Genomic DNA, 25,248 nt, shown 5'->3' with positions numbered 1-25,248 from the left:
CAGGTCTGTGTTACTTTCTACATCTTAAAATCCCATTCCTTCCTTTTTCTCTCCTCTTGTCTTCAGCTATAGCTTCGGAGAAAATAGATAGAACTAGATAGAAAATTATTGTTATTTTATATTGATTTTAAAAGAAAATATATTCTTAGATAACTTTAAACTTATAGAAAATCTAAATAAATGCCTAATTTACAAAGAATACCTTTTTTGTAATACTAGTAACTTAAAAAGTGATGATAATAGCTTAACTAAGTTTTTTAATAACTTCTATGATTTTATAAAACCTCTTCCTGAGAAAAAAGAAGAGATTGAAGCTCTCTGCCCAGATCTCGATTTAAAAACAGAATTAGAAGATGTTGTAAAATATATAACAGAGCCTATCTGGAAAGCCATTGTCTATGAAGCTTTATGGATATTTACTTCACGAAAAGAAAAAACCTTTATCAACCAATCTCTTATGTTTTATTATGAAGTAATATCTTCTGCATCAAAGTCTGATGATCCCGAAAACTTTGTTAATATAAGTATTCCTCTGCACAGACTAAAGCCTTTTTTAACTAAAATCCTTAAAATTTGCCATACGTTTGGAGCCAAAAACAAATCCCCTGAAAGAATTTATAAATTCTTCCTTAAAGAAGAAAATTTAGCTTTTCAAAAGCAATTTCCACACTTGATCAAACTATATGGGCCCTTACACTTGGAATATTACGATGATATAAAAATACATGATAACAATCCTCAACACTCCTCAAAAAAAGAATATGCAAAGTATGTAGGGAACTTTCTTTTAGATTGTATCCCAAAATGGCCTGGTGACAATAAAGAAAACCTATATGAATTGATTTATTGTTTTTATAAGGAATCTGGTAATGAAAAACTAACCAACAGTGTACTTATAAAATGGATTCTATATTTAGAACAACTTAGCGATGAAAAACAAAAAAACAACGATACAGATTATGGATGTTTTCTAAGGAGTGCTCTCTCTTTATTAAAGAAGATAACTAATAAAAAAAATTATCCAGAGCTTCAAGATATTGAAAATAGAATTAACAACAAATTAAAAAACAGAGCAAGGCTTAATCCCGATAAAGCACAAAAATTCTCTCTTGAAATTCCCTATCTTCCCATGGAAAAAGATTTGTTTTCGCCTAATGATTTTATTAGTTCATTAAAGATGTTGTTAATAATTTTTGATAAACACATACAACCTTGTATTGATACAGGAAATGTACCAGAAAATATCCTCTCCAAGATAGCTATATGCAAAACATCTAACGCATCAGATCAATTATATATATCACCACCGCAAGTAAACCCCCTTGAAAAATTAAATGAAAAAATTCAACTTCAGTATATTGGTAGTAATGTTTTGAGATATGTAAAACTATTTAAAGAGGAGGTTAAGTTTTCAGAAAACGACATAAGAAATCTTCTTGTACAGCTTCAGATTGTTAATGAAGAATTTATAACAACTTATGCCAAGGGTATATACCATTTTTTACAATCTAACTTTACCGAGGCAATATATATACTTGTACCACTACTGGAAAATCATGTTGTTTATCTCTTATCAAAACATGATAAAAAGACATTAACAGAAAAAATAAAAGTTGGTGGTGCAACTACCCTTGAAAACATATCCTCTTTATTAGAAAAAAACGAAGAATTTTTTAAAAACACTCTACATTGGAACAACCATTATAATGTTATAAAGAGTATTTTCTTTGATACTGAATATAATTTACGCAATACCGTGTGTCACGGATTACTCCCTGATGCGGTAGTAAATAACACAGGGTTACTATTGGGACTCTACTTATTTTTACAGGTTATCTTTCTTCCTGAATTACTAACGACTAACTAACTTTCTCTCCACATCCTTTTTCCCTTTCTCTTTCCCCCGTTCATCTTTCTTCAGCTCCATGGCTGCGGTTTTATAGGTGGGACGGGCGATGGCTTCGGGGAGTTTCTGGCGGTCGTTGGTGTAGATGCTGGCTTTGTGCCTTGCCCGTGAAATACCCACATAATAGACCTCTTTGGTTGTGGTGCGGGACTGGGTCTCGATGTTAACCAGCACACGCTCCGAGGTTAGCCCCTGACTGCTATGAATGGTGGTGGCATAGGCATGGGAGACAAAGAGCGGTTGTGTGCTGGCATGGACGACCCTCTTTCTGATATTGCCAACCTCTTCGAGTTCAATCCTGCCTTTCCCCAGTGAAGTCACACGGAAGCTGTCGCCATTGGCCATGTTCTGCTCATGCTCGTTGCGGGTGATCCTGACCCTGTCGCCTGCGGAAAGCTCCACTTCCCTTTTCTCATAAACAGAGAGCTGCCTTGCTCGTGCTGGTGAGAAGGTCACCTCTTCACCTGTATGGATATGTTTAACCCTCAACTGATTTTTCCCATCCCCATTATTAACGACCTCATAGGCCTCTCCTTTTCTTAGGCCCGTTCTGGAGTCATCCACCTCCTGCTGAATGATAGAACCAACACTATAAAACTGGCTCCACCGCCGTTCGGCCTGTGTGGTATCCAGCCTGTTGAGGGTCACCAGCTTTTCCCCTTTACCAGCCAGCCCCAGCTCTTCCCTGACCTGACCGTTAATAGCATGGCGGCTCTCATTGGTGCCGGTCACAATCAGGGTCTGATCCCGCTCTTTGGAAGGCAGACTGGTATAGTCCTTAACAATCCGGCTATAGCGTTCACTGTTATTTTTGATCTCGTGAATATCCTTTTCTATAGTCGCAAGGCTTTCTTTCGTCTTGCCTTCTGCGGAATATTGCACCGCCTGTAGGAGAGCCTCATCCTTCTGCCTCTGGATTTTGGACACATAGGTGGTCTGCATCCCTGCCGCAATGAGCTGGTCAAAAGGCCTGCCCGCTTCAACCGCTTTGGTCTGGGCAGTATCTCCTAAAAACACGGCCTTTGCCCCATGGGCTTCGATGACTTCCATCACCTGCTGCATCTGACGGGCTGGTATAACACCAACCTCATCAATGAAGACAACGGATTTTTCACCAATGCGCCTGTCCTTGGCTGCCAGAAAACTTGCCACAGTGCGGGCATTAATCCCTTCTGCCTCCAAGGCCTTCTTCTGGGAACCATAGGGCGCAAGGCTGGTCACATGGTAGCCCTGACTCTCTAACAGCTCCTTGGCCGAAAAGATGGTTTTTCATACCAATTAATAAAAATTATATTGAAATAACATTTTTATTTTGTAGATGATTTTTTATTACTATTTTTTATTATAGGTATAAAATAACCAGAAAACATACCCTTCTCATGGGAGCCACCCCTTCTGGCTTCCTGCCGTGGACCATAATGCTCATGCAGAAAATTTTCTCTCATCTGCCCAACCGAATATCTCTGTAATAGGCGATAACACTACGTCCACCTTTGACGGGCCAGAGGCTAACCCTAACTACTCCTCCTACGATAAGCCAGAAAATAAAGCCCATATGGGTGATCATGGAACCATCAATGGGAGTAACAACATACTACACCAATGCTTAAGCCACCAAATATGACCGGTAATAGCAATATAATCGATAATGGCATTACTCTACGGAGGATAATACGGAAATGGTGAGTGAGGATGTTGATCGAGACGTTGTCAGCACGGCCCTTCGTTAAGTCTCCTTTTTACATTCCACAGTTAATGACTTACTCAACTATACTTATAAAGTTGTACAAGAGAACAAGAGCTTTAGTCCGACTATGTTTCTCTAATCCCATTTCATTGCTAATCACGGTAACCTTAGCCTTCTCCAGAGGGCTTTTTTATTGCAGGGGATGAGGAAAAGGCTGCATGGATAAGAAGTAGATTAGCCTAAACACTCAAAATGCTATTAAAAGCAAAATTGTTAACGTCTCTTATTCTCTCAACGATCAGGAACAGGGCCAGGCGTACACGCATGAAAATCTTAGTAATCTTACCCGCCTGCAACGTTTTAAAATCATGAAGCAGGAGGCCTCACAAAAGGTAGAGAGAGATTTTAGTGGCGTCAAAAAAGCCGCAGACAGCCAAAACTCTACAAGCCCCTGCTCGATACCGGAGAAATGGCCAACAAGATTACCTATGTGATTGAGGAGTAAAAATCATGCGGCTGTTAAGGTTTCAATGTGTGAAACATCAATATTATGATCTGCTTTCCAGATATCATATTCCGCCTGCATCCTGATCCAGAGCCCCATTCCATTTCCAAAGAGCTTGCCTAAACGAGCAGACAGATCGGGGCTTACGGCATTTTTTTATTTAACACGTCATAAATGGTCTGCCTGGAAATACCCAGGCGCTTTGCGATTTCTGTTTTGCTATACCCAAAGGCAGGAATAACAATTTCTGCCAGGAGTGTTGCTGGTGGTGTAGGTGCAATAGTCTTTGCTCTCAGACTTTGTTTATTTGCCATGATAATCCTCCAAATCAATATCGATAGCCTCTGCATTGCACCATCCAAATGTTATGCGCCAGTTTCTTAAAACTGTAATGGCATAACGTCCAGCCTTATCCCCTGTTAGGGCATGAAAACCAAAACCAATAATATCAAGCTCTTCTAGAGTTTGAGCAACCTCAATAACATCAAGAATAATCTTGATACGTGGCACCAGTCAGCACGAAGGCCTCTATCATCACCTTTTGTCCAGTAGCGTTTAAGCGCTTTATTCCTGAAACTTTCAATCATTATTGATCTGTAAATTTTAACCTTACAGGTATCAATAATATATTTACAAATTTAAGAGGAAAGTAACGAGTCTTCTCAATGTCACTGAATTGCTATTTGATCCCCTGTTTATAGAGAGTTTTACAATTGAACGGCTCAGTGTGGATCCCCTTACACTATTGGGGTAGTTCGAAGCGACAGGATGTTTACAACGATATAGCCAGAACCTTTAAAGATGTTCTTGGACGAGACGTTTCCCAAGCAGATGCTCAATGATTTCAGGGTATGTATGAGGTGTTAACACACCACAATACTGACAAAAGTCTGCAAAACCTTTGTGAAGAATGGATTGATAGTATTCGTCCCTTTCTCCACGATATATTCGCTGTTGATATGCAATAATATTGGGGTATCAGCATTTTGACCATAGAAATGGATACAGCCATCAATAATACCATTGATGCTATCAAGTTCAACGAAGACGCAACAGGCGACGTAACCCATAATGATATCCTCAATGCCATTATCAAGAGTGCTATTGATACAAAACCCCTTTCTACAGTGGGGATTACCACAAAGGAGCAGCTAGCCTAGTATTTTGATACACTCATAAACAGTGTTAAAAACCCGCACTCCCCTATTGAACATTTCTTTGGAAAAAATTCAGATGGTTCAGAGCGCTTCATGTTTTGGGACAATGAGAAAGGTATTTTCAATATTCAATACATCAGGAAAAAATTATTATCTTGATGAGGTTGAGCGTTTAAAAAATCCACTAGAAAGATCAGGAAAACAATGATATGAAACGTATATTAAGAGACTAAAAAAACGATATCTTTATCTTTGAAGCTACGAAAGAGGAATTGCGGGTTTGCTGGAAGGTGCTTCATGTTTGCTTAAAACAATTAGGCGAAGAATTTAATACTCGCCATCAAGATATCCATGAAGATCCTTACGAAACAGGACTGGAGCTTGATAAAAAACTGGAAGCCTTATTTGAGCAGCATAAGAACTATACTTCAGACGATATTATTACCATCAAAATAAGAGCTTTCGAAGCTGGTATTATTTACGATGCTTTTAATGAAGTCTGCAATGGCCTCTCTTTCGGATTTGCAAACATTCCAACTCGTAAACAATTATTCGGATATGATAGAGAAGCTCTTGTAGAATTTTACGACCATTATGAAAAAATATTTTTAAATAAATACAATTCTTAATTTACAAATAAAAGTAAAACAACCATGAAATATCTCTCAGAAGATAGAAAAAATGACCTATTCATCTTCGCAGCGACTAAGGAAGAGCTGGAAGTCTGCTCAAAAGTCACCCATCTTGCGCTTGACTGGTTAGGCGATGAGTTTGATGCCCGCAATCAAAATACCTATGAAAGTCCCTATGAAACAGGGCTGGAGCTTGATAAAAAACTGGCTACCTTGGTAGAAGAGCATAAGAATGCTGCTCTCACCGATATCATCACCGTGAATATAAGGTTTTTCGAGGCCAGTATTTATCTATGCCTGTTTCAACGAAGTGTGTAATGGTATTCCCTTTGGGCGCAAGACAACCCCATCTCTTGAACAATTAACGGGTTATTCTCGCGAAGAGCTTCAGGAATTTTACGACTGTTACGAAAAAGTCTATTTAAACTAAACAGAACCATGGCAGTGAAGTATATATCAGAAGACAGAGAAAAAGACACTTTCGCTTTTATAGCCACAAAGGAAGAGCTGAAAGTCTGCATTAAAGTCGTGCACATCGCCCTTGAACGGCTGGGCGAAGAATTTAATGACCGCCATCAATTTTCTGAAGAAGAACCCTATGAAACGGGTTTAGTTCTGGAAGAAAAACTAAAAAATCTCCTGGAACAACATAAAAACTCCTCCTCCTAGGATCTCATCAACGTTATGATCAGACCTTTTTAGGCTAGCATCATTTTTAGTGCTTTTAATGATGTTTGTAACGGCCTCCATTTTGGGATTGCTCATATTCCACCCCTTGAGCAGCTCTCTGGCTATAGCTGTGAAAAGATTCTGGAGTTTTTTGACCGTTACGAAAAAATCTATTTTAACAAACAGTAGCCCATCAAACACATTTCATTATCTTGGCAAATTTTCGACTTACTATCATGAATAAATTCCCTTCTATAAGAATTATAGAAATTAACGTCCTCATCAATAAGGAAACAACCCTACAATAGGGCTCTAGCCAATCGGCAAAATACGTACCTTTTGTGAAAGATTCCTGTGAGGATACAAGAGCGATAATTGGCGCGGCGGGACAGGATTATGAGGCAATACTTCGACCAAGGCACCGCTCTCAAGATGGGGCTGTAAAAAAATATTTAAGCCTTGTAATATCCCAATTCCAGCAAGCCCTGCTGCCACATAAACCTCTGAATTGTCTAAAACAAGCTGGCTCTTCAAATATAATTCCACTACCCTTTCCTCTGTTTGAAACATCCACGGTACCACCTGACGTTTGGCTCTATTTATCCAATTAACAGCTTTATGACGATGCAAATCTTCTAGCGTTTCTGGCATACCGTATCGTGCAAGATATTCAGGGCTGGCACATGTTGTCATGGCAATGTTGCCCATATTTCGAACTATATAGTCGCTATCTTCCAAAGCGCCCACACGTAATACACAATCCAGCCCATCACGCAAAAGATTACGACGGCGATCACTGCCACTAAGCTCAATTTCAATATTCGGATGAGCAGTATAAAAACTTGGTAAATGCGGCACAACTAACAAGGTAGCTAATGCTGTTGGCATATCTACCCGCAATTGCCCACTTAGGGAGCCTTCCTCAGTAAACATCTCCAGTAAATCGCCAACCTGGGACAGTCAGGGTTTACTACGATGATAAAAATCTTTTCCTTCTGGTGTTAAATAAATTTGACGGGTCGTACGTTGCAATAAACGCACGCCATTAGAATGCTCTAGTTGCTGCAAGGCGCGGGTAACCGCCGGACGATGCATTCGCAGATTTTCTGCTGCACGCGTTAAACTGCCCGCATCAACAATTTCAACAAAAACTTTTACCAGCTCAAGAAAATTACTTTGCATAGGGTGCTGTTCTCATCCTCCCAAAAACTCTCTCAAGAGGGTTAACTCTGCTTATTGTTAATAATTTTGCAACAATATTGTACTATTTTTGCTATTTATATAAAAATTTTGCTATTTATATAAAAATAAATTTCTCTACATTCATTTTATTCAGAAACCTTCATCAAGCAATTATTTGATCATTCCATTTAAGGGAACTCCATTATGCACCATGACCCTATTGAGCACATTATAGGCATCGAAAAACCCGTTATTCAGGGCCCATTAGCATGGCTTACCGATGCCCGTTGGGTAGCAGCTGTCAGTAATGCCGGTGGGCTGGGTGTTCTTGGCCCCAACGCTGGCCTTACGGCAAAAACGGCCGTATCGACCCCAGAAGAAACAGCCAACAAATTACGTGAAGAAATTCAAAAAACCAAAGCCTTTACTAATAAACCCTTCGGCGTTAACCTTATTCCTGTTTCCGAAAATGATGTCTGGACCCCACCAATTATCCAGATTATCAAGGAAGAAGGCGTTAAAGCAGTGGTTTATACCGGCTATGGAGAAAATGCTATAATCCCTGTCCTCTTCGATGAATTGAAAGAGGCAGGCATAAAAATTCTCTACCGTGCCCTCAACCCTACTCCACACAATACCCACTTAGCGGAAAGAGCAGGGGCAGATATCATTGTTGCGACAGGTTTTGATGAAGGAGGCACTTTACCGGGCACTGCTCTTGGAACATTTTCTATTGTCCCTCTTATCGCTGATGCCGTTCAGAACATCCCCGTTCTTGCTGCGGGCGGTATCACTGACCATCGAACCGCAAAAGCAGCCCACGCCCTTGGGGCAAAAGGGGTTTTTGCGGGCTCAGTATTTATCAGCACAATAGAGAGTAGGGTACCACAAATTACAAAAGAAAGAATTATCAACGCCAACGGGTTAGATCTCCTTCTTTTCCGCACAATCCCTGATTATTATCGATCCCTCCCTGGCAAGCTTGTTACCAAGCTTACTCAAATGGATAAAGCAGGCGCCAGTAATGAAGAAATTGGTGCGGCTATGGGCGGATTAAAAAGCTTAAGAGTTGGCATGCTGGAAGGCAATATAGATGAGGGCTATATTTCACTTGGAACGGGCATCGGCAACATTCGCAGCATAAAAAGTGCCGCAGAGGTGGTAAATGAATTAACCGTTTGATGATCTTGGGTGCCCTTATAGGGTAGTGGGGAAGACAATCTTATTTAAGAACCAATATATTGAAAAATAATAAATAGCATTTTTATTTGCCTATTTATCCTATTTTGACCCGCTATTCTTTATTGCTGATCAATGTCAAAGTAATAAATATGGCTGACAATACAAGTTTTTAGGGTTTATACAGCTCTGTGAGCTCAATCTGAAAGCACGATGTAACTCTATGATTGATAATGATTAAAACAAATAAGGCTCTCTTGGCTCATTTTTCTCTGCCATAGGCAAATTATCTGCCGCGCACTTTCATATCCAGCACGTTGGTTTGAAACCGAAATCTTACGCAGCTTATGAGATGTATAAACCTTATTTTCCAAAGAGGGATATATATTGAAAAAATACGCCCTAGGTCTGGATTTTTGAGAAACATTCTTTCTCTGCTTTGCTTATTCTGACACCAGGCTCATATCTATTCAAATACACAGAAAGACTAATATTTCTGCTCTATTTTTTGGTATCCCTCTCTTTTTACTGCTCTATCAAAATTTTACCACTCTATCAAAAGCCAAAGAAATGGCATCAGCCCGTTTAATCTAGCTTTCTACTGGATCTTCATCGAGTTGATTATTTCGCTCTTTTCTCCAATACTCTTTACCATACTACCAAGCTGGAATATCTGCTTCTACGCCTTCAATAAACTCAACTATATTTTATGGACTGTTTTGAAAGCAGGCTCTTCTTAAAAATCATTTACAAGACGCCTATGTGCAATATTATGGAGTTTTTGGAATTCAGCGCAAACCAAACCTTGCAAAGATTAGAAATTCAGCAATTCTGACCTGTAGGAAACCTCTCAAATGAAAGACTTTTTGCTCTTCCTGTTATTATGTGTGAGTTGGGGGTCAACTTGGGTGGCTATTAAGGTCGGCGTTTCTGCTGCTCCACCTCTCTTCTTTTCTGGGTCTCGTTTTTTTGGGGCCGGATTAATTATTTTAACCTTTCTGGCCTGTAAAGAAGGTAGAAATACAATAAAAATTCCTTCTGAAGACATTAAAGCTTTATGCCTTATGTCTCTCCTCATGATTGCCGTTTGCTTTTCTCTCATCTTTTGGGGTGAGCAATATGTTTCCGCTGGAGTGACAGCCATTATCGTCCAAGGATGTATCCCAATTTTTCTTCCCTTTTTCTCCACCCTCATGGCAGGAGAAAAATTATCTCCCTCCAGGATCATTTCTATTATTCTTGGGCTGATAGGAATTGGCTTACTGTTCGTAGAGGGAATACAAACCGTATTCTCAGAGAACCTTCTTTCCGTAGCCGGTATTGTTGCCATTATTCTCGGAACATTATCTTATTGCTATGGGTCTGTACTAGGCCGGCCTTTATTAACTAAAAACTTGCCCATCGTCATTGCCGGGTGGCAAAATATTTTAGGGGGGATATTTATTTTGGGGGCCTCTCTTATCTTTGAACTTCCCACCATTCAAGCCGAAAAATTCCTCTCTCTTCTTAAACCAGACATTTTCCTTGCCTGGCTTTGGCTTGTTTTTGTGGGGTCCATCATTGGATTTGTTCTTTATATTATTTTGCTTAAATCATGGGGCCCAATAAAAGTCTCTCCCTACGCTTTTCTTACACCCATCATCGCCGTTGCCCTTGACTATTATATTCTGCACAAACAGATCCAATCCATGGAACTCTGGGGAATGCTTGTTATTTTTCTGGCAATGATCTTTGCCTTTTCTACAACGCTCTTCCCTAAAGCCACTTCTAATAATCCTCTGCCCAAAAAACAATAAGAGCACATGAATACTGTCCCTTCCGCAAAAGAGAACCCTACTCTCCTTCAGTATTCTTCATTAAGGAAATATATAAAACCACTACCCACCCCAAACCTTATTTGCGGATTATTCCGCACCCCTCTACCCGTAATGTTATAGATGAACCTATGATAGCTTTAGAGAAATTTTCTTATTTATTTTGTCCTTGTACAATGAAAAAACCTCAAAATTCTCCATTAAGAATACATTCATACTCTCACGATCGTCCATGGCGCTTAAGAGCGACTTTTTTAATATCGAATAAAAAAGCCACCCTATGAGGGACTAAAATGGGGTATGATAAAGCGACTATGATATATCAATTTTTAATTGGTTCATTTTTCTTACTATAGCTATATGTGCATTCTCAAAGTTACTCGCTCAAATCCCTTAAGAGCGAAAATGCTGACCCAAGAGTGTACAAAACTGCAAAATATTCGCAATATCCTGAAAATCAATGAATGCTAACGTCCCTAAGTGAATAATAACATGCAGAATAGCCTCAATAATAGCACCAATCCCACGGCCAATAGCTACCAGCAATAGCAACAGAGGCTTTGCCAGAAGCAGGGGCTGAACCTTGAAAGAAGTTACCAATCAATTCACCAATCTAGGTGCCCAGATTGGCAAAAGCCCCTGGGCCAACCCCACTCAAACCGCAAGCCATCAATAAAAATAAACCAATTATAGTGATTGAACATCTAATCGATGGTCTTATTTCTTCTCTGTTCTTCATCACCCCCCAACCCAAGGGGCCTATCGTTACTATACAGGTCAACGGTCCCTTGAAAAGCAAGCCCTCAATAAGAGGAGAAACACTACAAGATGGTATAGAGCTACCAGTATTAACTGCACTTTTTCCATAAAAGATAATGCCATAAAAATAGGCCCTGTCGAATCTTAATTGTTATAAAGAAAAATCGTCAGGAGAAAAATTACAGAGCGAAGAAAATTCCCTCGAATGAACTTGAGGCCACTCACCCGTATTAACACCCCCATTAAAATCTTCTTACATAGAAGCCGAAGAAGCTTAGAAGTAGGTACCGTATAAGGCTTCTTATCCTTCTTCAATGGATCATCATAAGCAGAAGAAGAGGAATTTGAATGAAGAGATTGAATTCTTTCAGCCGGCCTTACACCAAACTTTATAATATCCCAATAGAGAGAAGAGTTTTGAGAAACCGCTCCTGCTTTATATTCATCAAAAGAAAATCTTTTAACATTTCTTGGCAAAGCAGCAGATATTTCACCCCTTTCAGACTGTGCCGATATAAAAGGGGTCAGTTTAACATTAGAATAAAACCCTTCTTCTCTATGGCCAGCCCATTTTACCTAGTATTTTACAATAAAGTCTCCTTCAAATGTCCTAGCAATTTTGTAGGAAATCTTGATAGGTTCTTGAGAAATCCTACCACAGATGAAACCCGAATGAACAGTGCACTCGCTTTCGAGAACACAGGGTTCGGCTGTATATAATCCGCATAAAAGGGTACATAATACACATAGAAGGATTGATTTAGAGTTTGCTTTTGCCTCTAAATAAACTATAATGGTCATAGTAATTACTTTCTATAGTAATGAAACAAATTCTTCAAAAGCAGCAGAGACCGGGCTGGAAACCAACTCTGTTGCTTTTTTGTTTTTCAAAAAAATAATAACATTTTAATAAAACATTCCTTACCTCCTCATGATTTTTTCTAAAATCTCATGTGGTGTAGGCTTTTATGAATTGAGTTCTGCTTCCTTCTTCTCTTCAATAAGGATTAATCTGGTTGTTAGGATAACTTATATTTTTTAGGGCGTGACGTCAATTTATGTCCGACCCCTGGGAGATGAACGCAAGAGGATTCCCCGACCCTTCTAGCATTATCCCATTTTTGCTAAAGGATATTTGTTTTACTTGCAATGTCCATCTACCGGCTCAAAGCTACAGCCTGAAAAATTTCTAAAAAACATAACACACTCTAAAGCCTCTATTCGCCTTTGCTTTTGCATATCCTGATACCTACCTTTTCTCATGACGAAAAACGCCGATAGTGGGGGTCTATATCCTCTTATATCAATGAAGGAAATATATAAAAAAACCTGAGATTTTTTCTGGAGAGCTGAGAGTTACATCCTTTACCCTAGTGTGCAAATACAAGAAAGACCATAAGCCCCTACAGTTCGCCTCAAAACTGATAGATAATTTTTAATATTAAACACAAAAAATCAAAACATAAGCTTTCTGCTTACGACAATAAATACACCACATAATACCACATTTAAATGGGGTTTGGTCTTAAGCCACCCTCAAAAACTCTCGGTAAAGAGACGAATTCTTTCCTTGAAAACATCAAAAGACAACAAGGTATTTTCCCCTCTTCTCTTTTCTCTCGTTAAGAAACATCACTACTAAACGCTTGGAGCGTTAAACCACTTCCCTTTCTTCCTTCATAATAGCCATAATTGATAAAATGAACTAAAGGCCATATTTTGAAAAAGGAGTGATCATGAACATCAGGGTTATTGTGTCTATAAAATTTTTCATCGTAAAATTCTACCGTAGAACTATCTTTTTCTTTGAAGCTGATCAGATGATATTGGATATTATACTGATGATAAAATTGAGTAATATTATGATAACTCTGTGAAGAATAGGCCTCTTGACCAAAAATTTCTTGTAAACCGCATCCTAGATTTTGTAACTTTGCAATAAATTCTCCGCCATATAGCAACCCCTTATCTCTATACTGATATTTATAGTCCTCTTCTGTATGAAAAAAATCTGCAACGAGGTGAGAACCAATTCCCGTATAATTTTTTAAGGTTTCCCCATTGAGTAGCTCTATAAAGGGCATTAATTTTTCGCTCGAAAATCTTTTAAGCTCTAAAAAATCATACCGATTGTGTAAATGTATGTAGACAAAGCCTGTCCATATCATCTTATCATCATAAATGGTCACAGGTTCATGATAGCCGTTATCAAGCCCAACAAGGGTATTTTTCTTAAAAAAGGACTTCCTGATAATTTGAGGATAAAACAAACCCATATTGACTGGATCATTCATCAAAATTCGATGCAAAAGAAATGTTCCGTCGTATTTTTTTAGATGCCTAAACTCTGCGAGAATATCGTCCCTATTCATTAAAATTTTCTGATCAAAAAAAGCCAGAAATTCATCACAATCAAGTGGTACAGCAAAATCATACGGTTCATGACTTCTATCCCACTCCTGGATAATTTCGGTAATAATCTTTCCTTTATCAACAAAATTCTGCCTCTCCGTAAAAGAGCGGATAATATGGCATCCTCTTTTTTCATACTTATTCAGTAAAGTCTGCACTCGCTGGTTGGTAGAGCCGTTATCCAGAATGGTTAAATTTTCAAACCCAAATAGATGAGCGTGATAAAGAATCCACGGTTCAAGCAAAACCTCCTCATTCTTTTCCATCATAATGCAGCGAACCGTTACCATAAAAACCACCTATTTTTCAGGTCGTTAACTCTCGTAAAAATCACAACACATCCATAAAATCATTTCATGATGTGTTAATAATATCTTCCTTCTCTCTAAGATTCACCACAAAAATGACCCCATAATCAAACTTGACTACGCAAGAATGGCCTTTATTCCTTCTATTCAAGGCTATGGATATGAAAGGTCTCCTATGAATTCGTATCAACTCGTTTATTAGAAAATAAGCTGACACTCACCCCTTAAAAATTATCATGGAAACTTTAGTAAGGAAGGAAATCCATTCATGACTTTACTATGACTCTTCTGAACATTAGAGGAAAATCCAACAATAAGAGTCTTCCTTAACACGGAATCCTCCAAGGAAGATAAACTGAGCAATATGGAATAAACCTGCGGATAATCAGAGTCTAGACCTGCCCCTGCTACATCCAATTCATTCAGTTCCATAAACGATAACTGTCATATTCTTAATCTTCTATTTTGCTGATCTCATTTTCAGAACTATAAGATTTTAAAATACAAATAAAAAATTTTGATAAAATTTATTTTTATTTAAATAGGTTAAAAAATAAGCCATAAACACATAATAAAATATATATTTAAATATTTATTATTTTCTTCTTTAAAATTCTAAAATTTCTTTTTTCTGTAAAATATTATTGAGATTCTTCTAAATTTCTAGAATTAATAAAAAATAAACTTACATTTTTTCATTTTTTAATTGTTCTTTATTAAAAGAATGCCCCTTTTATAAAAAAATCGTCTCTTTATTAGAAACAAAGGGACAAGCTAGGCGCGGTTATCTCTTAAAAACTCTTTCTCTCTTTAATTTCCAAAGTAAAACTTTGTTAATTCTTCTTACCTTTCACTTAAACTTTTACAGTTTTCTCTTCGTTGTATTGCTTAGTCATTCACCAACACAAAGGAGATTGAAATGACTGAAAAAAATCTAAACCAACATCAACAAAACCATGACCAGTCTCATAAAAATGAAACAAACAGGGTCAAGCAAGCTGATTCACATCAACAGACTCAGCATACCAATAAACAGGTGCATGCTGCTCCCTCAGACACCAAGCACAACACTTCTCAGCAGAACACCCAAAATAAAGGGTTACAACGCTGAGAGGATTATCCATAATGGGCGATAATTCAACATTTTATACCCCATTATGACTGTTATCTGGAAGGACAGAAGGGGTTAGAAGAGCTTTGGCCAGTATTCTGATAAAATCGTTCAAGAACAAGAGATAAAAATCATTATCATTATTTGTTTTTTAAGATACAGTACTGTGTGAATTCTCTTCTCTAGTAGAATTATCTTCTCTAGTAAGTGTTACATACCTTGTAATTAGAGGCGCTTAACACCTACTGGCCTTCCAGCCTATTAAACGTAGCATTAAACGATGTACGTTTTTATCCTATGGTTATAAAAGACAATTTATTACGCTTTTACAGGTGCTAAATTCTCTTATTTCCCCTTAAACACCCCATAAAATCTCTAACTTTACCCAAAAGCGGCTCTACCAAAGCCCAAATCTGCTTTCAAGCGGCCCTTAAAGTGAGAAAACCTTTCCACTCCGTAGCAACCTTATAGATAAGGGGCCAATCCCAAAAATATACTCTAAAAAAGAGCCCTTAAAAAAAAGGCTCTTAGGGCAGAGCTTTTTTACGTTTGCAAATTTTACCCTTGGCAAAATGGATCTCTCTAAAAACCCTGTATCGTTGTTTCGATCTTCTAATCCTGTATTTTCCTTTTATTAAAAATCTTAAATAGGGAATAAGGTCTTATAATACCGTAAAAGAGAAAAAATTACCCAAGAGTAATATGGGATGGATCCCTCCATTTGGGGGATTAATTTTCTTCCTGAAGATAAACTGAATGAAAACTCCTTATATTCCACCTCGTTAAATAACAAAAATGCACGCTACAATCGTGCGTTTCCTTTTTTAACGTATCCTTGAAAGGCTAGGATAAAGACAATGTTTTTTCACACAAAAAAATTAATGTTTCCTGTTAATGTGGGTACACCTAACGCCAGTTTCGGGCAATATTTATTAGAACAGTTTGGGGGAGCTACAGGTGAGCTTACCGCCGCTCTACAATATTGGGTACAGTCTTTTCATGTGACTGACCCTGCAATTCGAGACATGTTACAAGATATTGCGGTTGAAGAATTCAGCCATTTGGAAATGATGGGCCAGCTTATCGTTCAACATACTTCCAAACTCGATAAGGAAGATATTTATGATGCACCACTTTTTCAGATGAAAGGCATAGGCCCCCATTTATTTGATAGTCAAGGGAGTGCGTGGACAGCCTGCTATGTGCAAGAAGGCGCCAATGTTGTACGAGACCTACGGGCCAATGTTTCTGCTGAGGCTGGTGCACGGCAAACCTACGAAGCTTTGCTCAAACGCACCAAAGATGAAGGAACCCAGAAAGCCCTTCATTTTTTGCTTACACGTGAAATTACCCATTCTGACATGTTTATGAAAGCCCTAGACAAGCTTGGTAAGCTTGATACCCCATTATTTGGGAGTGTCCCTCCGGATGATAGCGTTAATATCGTCTTTAATATGTCACAAGAAGACGACCATCGTGGCCCCTGGAACAAAGGAAAAGCCTACAATGGAGAAACCATAAAATATGTTGAGGCTCCAGAACCTCAAGGCGAAGTTCCTCTAATGGCAAAAAACCCAGATGACGAAAAAAAATAAGCCGTTCAACTACACTAATATTACTCCAAAAACCTAAAGAGCTCCCTATAATATTTCCTATTTATTTAAACTATTCCAGAAGATAATAAATACTTATCTACAGTTTTTAGCTTTTATATTTACCATATATTTATAAACTATAGATTATATTGATCGTTATAGACGGAAGGTAATTCATCTCTTCAGTGAAAGGGAACTAAAATGGCTTCTCAAGGTCTCATTTACCATCTCGAACAACCCTTAAAACATTTACCTCATTCAAACGGACAGCAGAAAAAGGAAAAGGGATGGGAAAAGATTATTCACGCCTCCCAGGTCGACAACTGGGTGTTTCAAGCAGATAATCCTGCCTATCAAAAACTGCCTTTCATCCCTTTTACCCCCAAAGAACACGTTAGATAGAAATAATATCTCTACTGTACAAGGTCAGTAATAAGACAGACAATTGAAGCGAACGAAAACCATAAGTCTTCGCTTACTCTATTGTTTTTATGCATAGGAAAAGTAAATGATTCCTTAATAACCAATAATGGCCTTTAGATATCAAAAAATTAAAAGAAATTTAATAAAATCAATTGTTCTATAAAATCAATTGTTCTCTTCTTCTGAAGATTTATTGCTATATCGTTTTATTCTTTGCTTAATGATGATGATCATAAAAAATTTCTCATTTTTTCCTTCAATTTTGATATAAATCAAGAACAGATATTTAAAACTCATGTAGTTTACAGGAACAGATTGATTCAGATCTTTCTTTAAAACTTGTACTTTATAGTTCTTAGTTTAGTTTTCTTATAATACAACTTGAGCCGCTCTTGTATAAACAAGAGCGGTTTTTTTATCTTGGGAAACTATGATATCTACAAAATCCTATTACCCATGAAAGCTGAGTAAAACTTGAAAAAAGCATGATTCTCTTTTCATGATATTTGGAAAGAGAATAAGCTTAGTCAATAAAAATAAAACGTTTAGAGCTCCCCCGAAACTAAAGGACGCTTTGATTATAACGTAAGAATTTACTAAGTATATTAAAGTTCAAAAGATCCCTTTCCAGAGAGTAAACACTTTTAATACTTTCCCCAGACGTAAACTTAGCCCTCTTTTGGCATATTGGACAACAAGTGGCGGATAACTTACAATCAAATCCTCAACGCGCTCATGGGCTTTTTCCAACACTTTTGGCCTCATCGAGAATCTCAGTTACCACACCCAGTTTTTTAGCTTTTTTGGCCATTATTTTTCTATTCATTTCAACCCTGCTACACAACACAAAACCACAAACGCATTCACACCCTACCCACGCCATACTGAGGGAAAGACCAGGGTGCAGTCTATAACCGTAAAATGTAGATATTCAGTACAATCCAGCTATACAGATAGCCCGCCACAAACGCACACAACCCCCGTAATAACCAACTGTTAGTACCCAGTGAAACCAGCTATAAAACGTCGTGCCCATATTTTGCCCATGATCAGAATTTGCCACACCACAGATCAGGCAGAATAGGGGTAAAGCCTAAATCCGGCGGCTATATTCAAAGGCTGAGTTTGGCATATCAAACAATGCGCAAACAACATAACCCCACCAGAGTCATTGCCCCCCTTCAGAACTCCGCATACCAGCCTTCCTTGCGAAACAGGTTTGGCTAATAGGCTTTCAGGTAACATCACGATTCCCCTAATAAAAAAAGCCTTCCTAAAGAAGAAGGCTAGGGTTAACCTGATAAAAAGAGAAACATAGTCGGACTAAAGTGCTTGTCCTCACTGGCAACCTTATAGATGTGCCTGATAAGGTAGTTTACTGCTGCTGATAAAAACCTGATCTGTTCACAAGCCAGATTGATGGCTTTCGTAAAACTTAACCTTTAATGCTTAAGAGTTTTACATATAAAGTTCTTAGCATATAACAATGAAGAAAAAAACAATGAAAAGAGCTATTATAATAGGTAAGGACTATAAATCTGATATATCATTAGGATTTTTTTCTATCTTTTTGATTTTTTTTAATGAATTTTATTTACAAGAAAAATCAGGTATCCCTATTTTTATTCCTCTATTATTAACAAGTTTATTACTTTGTTACGCTTTTTCTATATCACGACTATATTTAATATTAATTATTCCATTCTTGTTTATGTTTCTCTAATTCAAATCCAGAGATTTCTCTTTCTCCTCTCCCTCTCAAACGCCAACTTCTGGTGTTTATAATCGAAATAGAGGCGGATAGCACCACGAAAGGTGGCCATAACAACGCCCCCCAAGGCAACGAACATAATCATGATGGGATGCTTCCAGCCATGAGAGTTCTAGTTCCTTTATTTTGATCCTACCGTACAGCTGTGACACCGCAAAGGCATTTACTACCCCCATCCACACCACACCAAGAGCAAGCTCCGAGTGAAACCCATAACCATAGATGTTTAGATATTCAGCCTAATCCAGCCATACAACTAGCCCGCCACAAACGCACATATTCTAAAATCCGAAATAGCAAGATATTTACGACCTCAGCCACCACCTGGGGCACAGCTCAGTAAAAGTCACAGAAATTTATCTTGGTTACGCAGCTGGAGTTAGGTCTGTATCACGAAAAACAGGCAGGTAGCACAAAACATGACACACCACCCTAGGCAACTAACACAAAAACCGTTGGCAAAAATTGTAAAAACACTAGGGATTTGGCGGAGGGGATGTCCGTCATTATAGTGTTTCTGTATATATGTAAGCACCTCATAATACTCTTATATACCAAGCAATATTAGATTTTTGTGTGTCTTGATGCCTCTCTTAATCTACGTTAATCTCATTTTCTATGATGGGTTATATGATGGGTTATAAAAAAGGTGAAGCATGAGCACAAAAATGCCAGGGCAACTAAAGACCACACAATTAAAATCCCTTGCCAACGGTTACCACAATGATGGAGGCAATCTCTATCTCTCAGTTCAAAACTATTCACGTAACTGGGTATTCCGGTTTAAAAGTCCTGTCAGTGGGAAAAGACGTGAAATGGGACTTGGCACCTTGAATGATACTCCCCTTGCACAAGCACGTGAACTGGCACAACAGGCACGTAAACTAATCAAGGAAGGATTTGACCCCATTGAATGGCGTAAGAACAAGCGTAACGAAAAATCCCAAAAAAATATACTCACCTTCAGAGAAGCTGCTGAAGCCTATATCAAGACCCAAACACCTTCATGGAGAAATCCCAAATCAGCCCCTATATGGCGCAATACATTGACAGACTATGTCTATCCAACCATTGGGAATATTCCTGTTTCAGATATCACAACAGATCATATGCAAGACATATTAAAGCCCATATGGTACACAAAAACTGAAACTGCCAAAAGGATCAGGGGACGTATTGAAAACATCATAGATTATAGTATTGCCCACAAATGGTGCAAAGGCACCAACCCTGCTATTTGGAAGGGTCACCTTATCCATATCCTGCCCAACCCATCCAAGACTACACCTGTAAAGCATTTCAAGGCTCTACCATGGGATAACCTCCCCAAGGTAATGAGTGCTCTAACCCAACAAAATGGCATTGCCACACTAGCCTTTCAATTTCTTTGCCTGACTGTAACACGTTCATCTGAAACAAGGTTGGCACAGTGGTCAGAAATTGACACGGAGCAGCAAGTATGGACCCTTCCAGCAAACCGGACAAAAGCTTTCAGGGAACATAGGATTCCACTATCAGAAGCGGCAATAAATATTCTTGTAAATATTAACTCCCTCTCCAATTCCCCAGAAGATTACATATTCCCAAGTATAAAAAGCAGGAAACCACTTTCAGATGTTGCCCTTTCAAAGGCTTTTCATAGAGCCACTGACAGTTTGGGAATAGATAGATACACCGTCCATGGCATACGTTCCACATTCAGGGATTGGTGCGCTGAGAAAACCAGTTATCCCAGAGAAATTGCCGAGCAGGCCTTATCACATGTCCTGAAGGATAAAACAGGGGCTGCCTATCTCAGGAGTAATTTATTTGACAAGCGTAAAGATCTCATGAAAGACTGGGCAATATTTTGTAAAAATGGAAAATAATAAATGACAGTTGAACTGATTGAAGATGCAGGTAATAATTTATTGCACCGTACTTACTCGGGCCTCCCCTATTTAATTCCAGATAAAACGCATTTTAGATCAGTATTGTGCTTTATTGCAAAAACTGGTGAGCTCATTCACTGTTGTGATAGCAGAATTGAACATATTCTTGAGGACAGGATTCAAAAATATAATGAAGAACAAGGTCAGAAATTTAAAAAATATGTTGAACAGCACAAAGACGATAAGGATAGCCCAGCACCTCTAAAGTTACTACCCATAGTTCCAGAAATAGTAAAAACACTATTTACTCCATTAAATGGGAAAAATAAGATCCAACCAACTGATGAGCAATTCGCATTGTTATCTCATATCCTTGGATGTATGGCTATTTCCAAACAAAGCGATAACGACCCTGCTGGTCAACAAACCCTACCTCAGTTTTCAAGAAAAATTTACAGAGATATAAAAAGCTTAAAGAATAGCATCAATTCTTACATTAACCAGGCAAAAACAAGCCTAAACCATGAGCTAGATAAATCAAAAATCTATGGAAAAAATTTTAATGATAAAAACTTTTATATATATGCAGAAAAAATTACGGTTTACACCGATATGCTTAAGGCTCTTGAACCAGTAGAGGAACTAGGAAAAATATATGGTTCATCAAAAATTGACAATAAACGTCCCCGATTTGATTGGGCAATGGATGCTAGTCATATTGTTGGGTTACTACAGAGATTTGCTGATGTTAATAATCAAGATTTTCCATATACTTTTAAAAAATCAGATAAGACCGGAAAGATTGGTCAATTTATACAAGACTGCCTTATCCTTGGAATTGGACAGGAACATACGCCTGATGCCATAAGTGATGCGGTTATTAGAATAACTCAACATCATAGAGAGGTCATATCAAACAACGTAATACAAAAAGGAGAAATCCATGACTTTTAGGATTTCTCCTTATTAATTAAAAAACCTTCCTGATATTCCTTTCTCACGGCTCAAGAAATGGTTTCTTGAGATTAAACAAACCGTGAGGAAAAAAACATGATAAATATAATTAAAATGATTACAATCAGAGAGACACAATCTCTGTTGAGTATATCCCGTGCCTCGGTATATCGCCTAATAGATTATGGAGAGCTGGAAAAGGTTTATATCCTAACAAGCCCCAGAATCAGCCTTAAATCGATTCAAGACTATATAGAACGACAAAACGCAAAAAAACATCCTGTAGAGCTTCCGCGGAAAACCCTTCTGGAAGAGACAGGAAGAGATATCAAAAAGCAAAAATTCAGACAGGGAGGAGAAGAGTTTATCTCCTCTTCTCCCTACACTCCTGAAGTTATACAAGACAATATACCAACACTCAAAGAAGATAATGTCAAGAAGGCCTCATAGGGATTAATACATATAGTATTTATTATACCCTTTATAGAAACATTTCCATAATTATAATCAATATCAATTCAACAATAATCCTTATGAAATATTCATAAAGATAACAGGAAAGTATTGCTTATTTTAAATAAAAGGTTAAAAAAAATGACTAATAATTATTATAATATATCGAAAACAATAAAATATAAAAGTGCACAGACTTTATACTATGCTATAGGAGAATTGTCTGAAACCATTAACCAGCCTTTTAATTATTTTATAACCATCAATTTTAAAAACATTACAGATGATGGATACATTGTTCCTATACTTTTTGCAAAGTTTAGAAGAGATAAATTAAGCAAATGGTATTACAGGACATTTAGCACCAAAACTCAAAAAGCTCCCCCCTTAACCTATGCCTACTGTTTTGAAAATGCCTTGAATAAACAGCCCATTTATTCATTGGGTCATGATCATAATATTCATCTTCATTTTCTGATTCACCTTCCTGATCTTCATCTCCTGGAGCTTGATGATATTGAAGAAATATTTGAAAAAATATGCTCTTCCCATTCTGTACCAGCTGGAACCATACATATTGAAAAAATATGGAATGGTTCATTAAAGAATATAAGAAAATATCTTTTAAAAGGTGTTGATCCATCATGCCAATATTTCTGCAATGACAATCAACCTCAAGGTGATATTGCTGGCAAGAGAGCTGGCACATCAAGAAATCTTGGGCCAAAAAACAGAAGAAAGATAGACAAGCTCAACAATATTACAAGGCCTACCCCACAATTACTTAATTACTTTAATCAGAACAATTCAAAATACAAAAAAACTGGTTAGAGTTTTTTACCCACTCCAAAACATTTATAAATAATGAGTACTAAATGCTTCCATAAATTAATGATGATCCACATCCCAGTATGAAAAAATGAAATCCTTTCATACTGGAGCACATAACACGGAATATCTTTACGAAGCATACAGAAATTAAAAAAAATTAAATAAATTTAAAAATAAAAGGAGCAAAAAATGCTTACAGATTTACAAATCAACAATGCCAAACAAGGGTTCTCTTATCAAGATATAGAACCCTTACACGAACATAATGATTGTATCAGGATGGCTTATGAATGGCTTGATGCTCAAAAGAAAACCAAGTCTCCAACAAAAGATACACGTGCTCTAAAACATATAATTGAAAAATGGGCAGGCCGGTATATCTCTGCTTCAGATGTAGAAATTGCAGCCTACCTTCATCCAGATATCCATGGGAAATATCCTTGGTATAACATTAGTTCTCGTCTTACACTTCCTTCAGATAAACGATTGCAAAATATAGGAGAAGCATTCACACAAGACGATAGAAAATTTTTTAATAAAATGACTTATAAGATAATAGAATAAACAATCAATCATACCATTTTCAAGCTTCCATTATATCAAATGCCATATGTAATGGAAGCTGATTTACTAAAGTGTATATATCTATAATATAATTTTTCTTCCGATATTTTATTACTCTTTTAACCAAGATATAAAATTGCCATCGCGTGGATGGTTCTATATTTTATACACTAACAATAATGATAGAATCATTGATCTGATAGCTATAAACACAGTCCCAAACCAGGATTAATAGCCCTGTACGTAATGAATACACAATTCAGTCCATTTCCCATTAAGTAGGCTTTTCTTAAGGTCATCTGGATTTTTATAGAGAAAGTTTACTGATTCTATCATAAAATTCTGATAATCAGGGTTGGCATTAATCATATTATAAATAGGTTTTTTTGCTTCAGCTATAGGAATACCGCCTTGCCTTAACATCAAGGTTTGTCCAAGAAGTAGATTTTTTCCATTAAAACAAAGTGCTTGAGCCATATATGAGTCAGCAGCATACGTCTGTGAAATATTCTCAGCCATTATTATTCCAAGAGTGATAACAATACCTGCTATTTTTCCTATCTGGAGTTTTTGTATTTTCATACGATAATTCCTCTTTTTAAATATCAGGAATTTTATATATTGCTAATTAATAATAAGCAATATATAAATGCTAAAACTCCATTAAATCGTATAAATAATCTAATTTTCTTTAATTTTAGACATAAACTAACAGAAATAAAACTTATATTTTTAATAATGCTTATTTATTATAAGCATTATTGGCTGGACATACATTTAGAACTGGACTCAACCATGAGTAATAACCCATCTCTCAAAAAAAGCCTTATAGAACTAGTAATCTGCACACCAATCATACTTGTATTTCTATATTTGGGATTAGTATCACCCACCACCTCAATTGATGAAAACTCTGCTGTTAATGAGTTACAGAAATATCTGAAGGGTTTCTTTTCAAGTCCAGAAACACGATCGTTTCCTTCTCATTTGGACATATTGCTGGGTACACAACAACCTATAATTTCAAATTATACCAATAATGAAATGCAACAACCAGAACAGTGGAAAATTGATGATATAACATTTTCAACTATTAATAGTGGAATGGGAATGTTTCAGGATAAGAAATATCCAGCAGCAATTGTTAAAATGAATATTCATTGGATTAACCGTATACTTGCGAAAAGATCCAATTACTGCTTTGTAGTATCAGATCTCAATGATACAGATTTTAATGTTTTACGCAATATTGACGGTGTTGAGTGCGGAGATAAAGAAGAAGAATTTATTACCAGGTTCAAACAGGATGTTGGATTCCATTAAAAATCTAAATATTATAAAAATTGTTTCAGTTAACTGCAGTAGAATAAACAGCAGCAGTTTACCAAAAAATATATTTAAATCATCAATTAAGAAAATTATTTTTATAGTATCTCTCAACTATCTCCTTAATCCAATATCAGAT

Annotated in this window: 25 protein-coding genes; 16 read left to right on the top strand and 9 right to left on the bottom strand. The window is 37.3% G+C overall.

From position 1 onward, the window contains the following. The first annotated feature begins 121 nt into the window (after positions 1-121). Entirely contained in the window at positions 122-1,867 is a 1,746-nt protein-coding gene (locus JGUZn3_RS07170; protein WP_203412889.1) for a hypothetical protein, read from the top strand. Here the strand turns inward: JGUZn3_RS07170 and JGUZn3_RS07165 are convergent. The 3 genes from JGUZn3_RS07165 to JGUZn3_RS07155 form a co-directional block, all read right to left on the bottom strand. Beyond that, positions 1,853-3,151, bottom strand: coding sequence for an ATP-dependent DNA helicase (locus JGUZn3_RS07165; protein ID WP_275402872.1), 1,299 nt, complete (start codon positions 3,149-3,151; stop codon positions 1,853-1,855). The genes JGUZn3_RS07170 and JGUZn3_RS07165 overlap by 15 nt on opposite strands. A gap of 1,090 nt (positions 3,152-4,241) precedes the next feature. Next, positions 4,242-4,412, bottom strand: a complete 171-nt coding sequence (locus JGUZn3_RS07160; protein ID WP_203412887.1) for a helix-turn-helix transcriptional regulator — start codon at positions 4,410-4,412, stop codon at positions 4,242-4,244. Next, a complete protein-coding gene (locus JGUZn3_RS07155; protein ID WP_203412886.1) occupies positions 4,402-4,608 on the bottom strand; it encodes a type II toxin-antitoxin system RelE/ParE family toxin in 207 nt (68 codons plus the stop codon). Before JGUZn3_RS07155 ends, JGUZn3_RS07160 begins: the two co-directional genes overlap by 11 nt. Positions 4,609-5,084: 476 nt before the next feature. Here JGUZn3_RS07155 and JGUZn3_RS07150 point away from each other — a divergent pair, with 476 nt between their 5' ends. The 4 genes from JGUZn3_RS07150 to JGUZn3_RS07135 all read left to right on the top strand — a co-directional run bounded on the left by JGUZn3_RS07150 (position 5,085) and on the right by JGUZn3_RS07135 (position 6,556). Then, positions 5,085-5,258, top strand: a complete 174-nt coding sequence (locus tag JGUZn3_RS07150) for a hypothetical protein (RefSeq protein ID WP_203412885.1) — start codon at positions 5,085-5,087, stop codon at positions 5,256-5,258. A 287-nt stretch (positions 5,259-5,545) separates the two neighbouring features. Further along, on the top strand, positions 5,546-5,884 hold the full coding sequence (locus JGUZn3_RS07145) for a hypothetical protein (RefSeq protein ID WP_203412884.1): 339 nt from the start codon (positions 5,546-5,548) through the stop codon (positions 5,882-5,884). 24 nt (positions 5,885-5,908) lie between these two features. Then, the gene (locus tag JGUZn3_RS07140; RefSeq protein ID WP_203412883.1) at positions 5,909-6,205 is read left to right on the top strand and encodes a hypothetical protein; all 297 of its coding nucleotides are present in this window, start codon (positions 5,909-5,911) and stop codon (positions 6,203-6,205) included. 126 nt (positions 6,206-6,331) lie between these two features. Then, positions 6,332-6,556, top strand: coding sequence for a hypothetical protein (locus tag JGUZn3_RS07135; protein WP_203412882.1), 225 nt, complete (start codon positions 6,332-6,334; stop codon positions 6,554-6,556). A 312-nt stretch (positions 6,557-6,868) separates the two neighbouring features. Here JGUZn3_RS07135 and JGUZn3_RS07130 read toward each other — a convergent pair whose 3' ends face one another. Next, a complete protein-coding gene (locus tag JGUZn3_RS07130; RefSeq protein ID WP_203412881.1) occupies positions 6,869-7,489 on the bottom strand; it encodes a LysR substrate-binding domain-containing protein in 621 nt (206 codons plus the stop codon). A gap of 27 nt (positions 7,490-7,516) precedes the next feature. After that, positions 7,517-7,738 carry a LysR family transcriptional regulator gene (locus JGUZn3_RS07125; protein WP_203412880.1) on the bottom strand — a complete coding sequence of 74 codons (222 nt, stop codon included), beginning with the start codon at positions 7,736-7,738 and terminating at the stop codon, positions 7,517-7,519. Positions 7,739-7,942: 204 nt separating this feature from the next. Here JGUZn3_RS07125 and JGUZn3_RS07120 point away from each other — a divergent pair, with 204 nt between their 5' ends. Both JGUZn3_RS07120 and JGUZn3_RS07115 read left to right on the top strand, forming a co-directional pair. Further along, a complete protein-coding gene (locus JGUZn3_RS07120) occupies positions 7,943-8,920 on the top strand; it encodes an NAD(P)H-dependent flavin oxidoreductase (RefSeq protein ID WP_203412879.1) in 978 nt (325 codons plus the stop codon). An 851-nt stretch (positions 8,921-9,771) separates the two neighbouring features. Further along, complete coding sequence (locus JGUZn3_RS07115) at positions 9,772-10,713, top strand: DMT family transporter (protein WP_203412878.1); 942 nt, start codon at positions 9,772-9,774, stop codon at positions 10,711-10,713. A gap of 411 nt (positions 10,714-11,124) precedes the next feature. On the opposite strand, the gene JGUZn3_RS07110 is transcribed toward JGUZn3_RS07115, so the two are convergent. Continuing rightward, the gene (locus tag JGUZn3_RS07110; protein WP_203412877.1) at positions 11,125-11,331 is read right to left on the bottom strand and encodes a hypothetical protein; all 207 of its coding nucleotides are present in this window, start codon (positions 11,329-11,331) and stop codon (positions 11,125-11,127) included. A gap of 26 nt (positions 11,332-11,357) precedes the next feature. On the opposite strand from JGUZn3_RS07110, the gene JGUZn3_RS07105 reads away from it, so the two are divergent. Beyond that, a complete protein-coding gene (locus JGUZn3_RS07105) occupies positions 11,358-11,600 on the top strand; it encodes a hypothetical protein (protein ID WP_203412876.1) in 243 nt (80 codons plus the stop codon). A gap of 1,512 nt (positions 11,601-13,112) precedes the next feature. Here the strand turns inward: JGUZn3_RS07105 and JGUZn3_RS07100 are convergent. Then, positions 13,113-14,192 carry a glycosyltransferase family 2 protein gene (locus JGUZn3_RS07100; RefSeq protein ID WP_203412875.1) on the bottom strand — a complete coding sequence of 360 codons (1,080 nt, stop codon included), beginning with the start codon at positions 14,190-14,192 and terminating at the stop codon, positions 13,113-13,115. Between the two features lie 937 nt (positions 14,193-15,129). Here JGUZn3_RS07100 and JGUZn3_RS07095 point away from each other — a divergent pair. Both JGUZn3_RS07095 and JGUZn3_RS07090 read left to right on the top strand, forming a co-directional pair. Continuing rightward, positions 15,130-15,321, top strand: coding sequence for a hypothetical protein (locus tag JGUZn3_RS07095; RefSeq protein WP_203412874.1), 192 nt, complete (start codon positions 15,130-15,132; stop codon positions 15,319-15,321). 857 nt (positions 15,322-16,178) lie between these two features. Next, positions 16,179-16,916 (top strand): manganese catalase family protein, encoded by a 738-nt coding sequence (locus tag JGUZn3_RS07090; protein ID WP_203412873.1) that lies wholly within the window; start codon positions 16,179-16,181, stop codon positions 16,914-16,916. A 2,147-nt stretch (positions 16,917-19,063) separates the two neighbouring features. Here the strand turns inward: JGUZn3_RS07090 and JGUZn3_RS12665 are convergent. After that, positions 19,064-19,195 carry a hypothetical protein gene (locus tag JGUZn3_RS12665; RefSeq protein ID WP_275402834.1) on the bottom strand — a complete coding sequence of 44 codons (132 nt, stop codon included), beginning with the start codon at positions 19,193-19,195 and terminating at the stop codon, positions 19,064-19,066. Between the two features lie 571 nt (positions 19,196-19,766). Here JGUZn3_RS12665 and JGUZn3_RS07085 point away from each other — a divergent pair. From JGUZn3_RS07085 to JGUZn3_RS07065, 5 genes are all read left to right on the top strand, one after another. Next, positions 19,767-20,978: a tyrosine-type recombinase/integrase gene (locus tag JGUZn3_RS07085; RefSeq protein WP_203412872.1), complete on the top strand. Its 1,212-nt coding sequence runs from the start codon at positions 19,767-19,769 to the stop codon at positions 20,976-20,978. A gap of 3 nt (positions 20,979-20,981) precedes the next feature. Beyond that, entirely contained in the window at positions 20,982-21,935 is a 954-nt protein-coding gene (locus JGUZn3_RS07080; protein ID WP_203412871.1) for a hypothetical protein, read from the top strand. Between the two features lie 96 nt (positions 21,936-22,031). Beyond that, a complete protein-coding gene (locus JGUZn3_RS07075) occupies positions 22,032-22,385 on the top strand; it encodes a helix-turn-helix domain-containing protein (RefSeq protein ID WP_203412870.1) in 354 nt (117 codons plus the stop codon). A 144-nt stretch (positions 22,386-22,529) separates the two neighbouring features. Further along, on the top strand, positions 22,530-23,219 hold the full coding sequence (locus JGUZn3_RS07070; RefSeq protein WP_203412869.1) for a hypothetical protein: 690 nt from the start codon (positions 22,530-22,532) through the stop codon (positions 23,217-23,219). A gap of 189 nt (positions 23,220-23,408) precedes the next feature. Further along, positions 23,409-23,783 (top strand): hypothetical protein, encoded by a 375-nt coding sequence (locus JGUZn3_RS07065; RefSeq protein ID WP_203412868.1) that lies wholly within the window; start codon positions 23,409-23,411, stop codon positions 23,781-23,783. A gap of 228 nt (positions 23,784-24,011) precedes the next feature. Here JGUZn3_RS07065 and JGUZn3_RS07060 read toward each other — a convergent pair whose 3' ends face one another. Then, positions 24,012-24,365 (bottom strand): hypothetical protein, encoded by a 354-nt coding sequence (locus JGUZn3_RS07060; protein WP_203412867.1) that lies wholly within the window; start codon positions 24,363-24,365, stop codon positions 24,012-24,014. Positions 24,366-24,578: 213 nt separating this feature from the next. Between JGUZn3_RS07060 and JGUZn3_RS07055 the strand changes: the two genes are divergently transcribed. Then, complete coding sequence (locus JGUZn3_RS07055; RefSeq protein ID WP_203412866.1) at positions 24,579-25,106, top strand: hypothetical protein; 528 nt, start codon at positions 24,579-24,581, stop codon at positions 25,104-25,106. Positions 25,107-25,248: the final 142 nt, after the last annotated feature.

The sequence above is a fragment of the Entomobacter blattae genome (genome assembly GCF_014672835.1).
In the GTDB taxonomy this organism is placed as follows: Bacteria; Pseudomonadota; Alphaproteobacteria; order Acetobacterales; family Acetobacteraceae; genus Entomobacter; species Entomobacter blattae.
This window is presented reverse-complemented; position numbering and strand designations above follow the sequence as displayed.

What these genes read in the sequence shown, in the direction of transcription:
- JGUZn3_RS07070 (WP_203412869.1), top strand. Translation starts at nt 22,530, where the DNA reads ATGACTAATAATTATTATAATATATCGAAAACAATAAAATATAAAAGT.
- JGUZn3_RS07095 (WP_203412874.1), top strand. Translation starts at nt 15,130, where the DNA reads ATGACTGAAAAAAATCTAAACCAACATCAACAAAACCATGACCAGTCT.
- JGUZn3_RS07130 (WP_203412881.1), bottom strand. Translation starts at nt 7,489, where the DNA reads ATGTTTACTGAGGAAGGCTCCCTAAGTGGGCAATTGCGGGTAGATATG.
- JGUZn3_RS07160 (WP_203412887.1), bottom strand. Translation starts at nt 4,412, where the DNA reads ATGGCAAATAAACAAAGTCTGAGAGCAAAGACTATTGCACCTACACCA.
- JGUZn3_RS07085 (WP_203412872.1), top strand. Translation starts at nt 19,767, where the DNA reads ATGAGCACAAAAATGCCAGGGCAACTAAAGACCACACAATTAAAATCC.
- JGUZn3_RS07055 (WP_203412866.1), top strand. Translation starts at nt 24,579, where the DNA reads ATGAGTAATAACCCATCTCTCAAAAAAAGCCTTATAGAACTAGTAATC.
- JGUZn3_RS07115 (WP_203412878.1), top strand. Translation starts at nt 9,772, where the DNA reads ATGAAAGACTTTTTGCTCTTCCTGTTATTATGTGTGAGTTGGGGGTCA.
- JGUZn3_RS07140 (WP_203412883.1), top strand. Translation starts at nt 5,909, where the DNA reads ATGAAATATCTCTCAGAAGATAGAAAAAATGACCTATTCATCTTCGCA.
- JGUZn3_RS07100 (WP_203412875.1), bottom strand. Translation starts at nt 14,192, where the DNA reads ATGGTAACGGTTCGCTGCATTATGATGGAAAAGAATGAGGAGGTTTTG.
- JGUZn3_RS07080 (WP_203412871.1), top strand. Translation starts at nt 20,982, where the DNA reads ATGACAGTTGAACTGATTGAAGATGCAGGTAATAATTTATTGCACCGT.
- JGUZn3_RS07065 (WP_203412868.1), top strand. Translation starts at nt 23,409, where the DNA reads ATGCTTACAGATTTACAAATCAACAATGCCAAACAAGGGTTCTCTTAT.
- JGUZn3_RS12665 (WP_275402834.1), bottom strand. Translation starts at nt 19,195, where the DNA reads ATGATTATGTTCGTTGCCTTGGGGGGCGTTGTTATGGCCACCTTTCGT.
- JGUZn3_RS07075 (WP_203412870.1), top strand. Translation starts at nt 22,032, where the DNA reads ATGATAAATATAATTAAAATGATTACAATCAGAGAGACACAATCTCTG.
- JGUZn3_RS07120 (WP_203412879.1), top strand. Translation starts at nt 7,943, where the DNA reads ATGCACCATGACCCTATTGAGCACATTATAGGCATCGAAAAACCCGTT.
- JGUZn3_RS07125 (WP_203412880.1), bottom strand. Translation starts at nt 7,738, where the DNA reads ATGCAAAGTAATTTTCTTGAGCTGGTAAAAGTTTTTGTTGAAATTGTT.
- JGUZn3_RS07090 (WP_203412873.1), top strand. Translation starts at nt 16,179, where the DNA reads ATGTTTTTTCACACAAAAAAATTAATGTTTCCTGTTAATGTGGGTACA.
- JGUZn3_RS07060 (WP_203412867.1), bottom strand. Translation starts at nt 24,365, where the DNA reads ATGAAAATACAAAAACTCCAGATAGGAAAAATAGCAGGTATTGTTATC.